The sequence below is a fragment of the Vibrio sp. M260112 genome (assembly GCF_036533775.1).
GTDB lineage: Bacteria > Pseudomonadota > Gammaproteobacteria > Enterobacterales > Vibrionaceae > Vibrio.
This window is the reverse complement of sequence record NZ_JATABH010000189.1, coordinates 1-551: the sequence shown is the minus strand read 5'-3', so window position 1 is coordinate 551 and position 551 is coordinate 1. Positions and strand designations below refer to the sequence as shown.

1 pseudogene is annotated in these 551 nt (G+C 51.4%); it reads right to left on the bottom strand.

From position 1 onward, the window contains the following. Positions 1-551: pseudogene (locus QTN95_RS21000) on the bottom strand (Calx-beta domain-containing protein); the annotation flags it as partial.

Below are 551 nucleotides of genomic sequence, written 5' to 3'. Positions count from 1 at the left end.
TAAACCGTATCCGATGCTTCTTGATCGGCTACGTTGTTGTCCGTTGTCGTCGCTGTTAGCTTGACGCCTTCCGTTGACTCGGTTTCCAGATCATCAATCACAGCAACGCGGACACGAACTGCATTACCACTTTCAGGGATCACAAGCGTGCCTGTGTAATTAACCCAGTCCTGACCATCGAAGTACTGAATCTGTGGGTTGTAGTCCTCACCAGACGTCGCATCACCACTCAAGGACAGTGATACATTCACTGCGCCCGCAGCTGGACCACTCAGTGATACATCGTACTCTAGGTACGCGTCGTCTGATTCCGTGACATTCGCAGCGCCTGTCACCACAAGATCCGGTGCATCTGCGTCAACTTTAGAGCCATCTTCGCGCTCTACCAGGTCATCAAAGATGTAAACCGTATCCGATGCTTCTTGATCGGCTACGTTGTTGTCCGTTGTCGTCGCTGTTAGCTTGACGCCTTCCGTTGACTCGGTTTCCAGATCATCAATCACAGCAACGCGGACACGAACTGCATTACCACTTTCAGGGATCACAAGCGT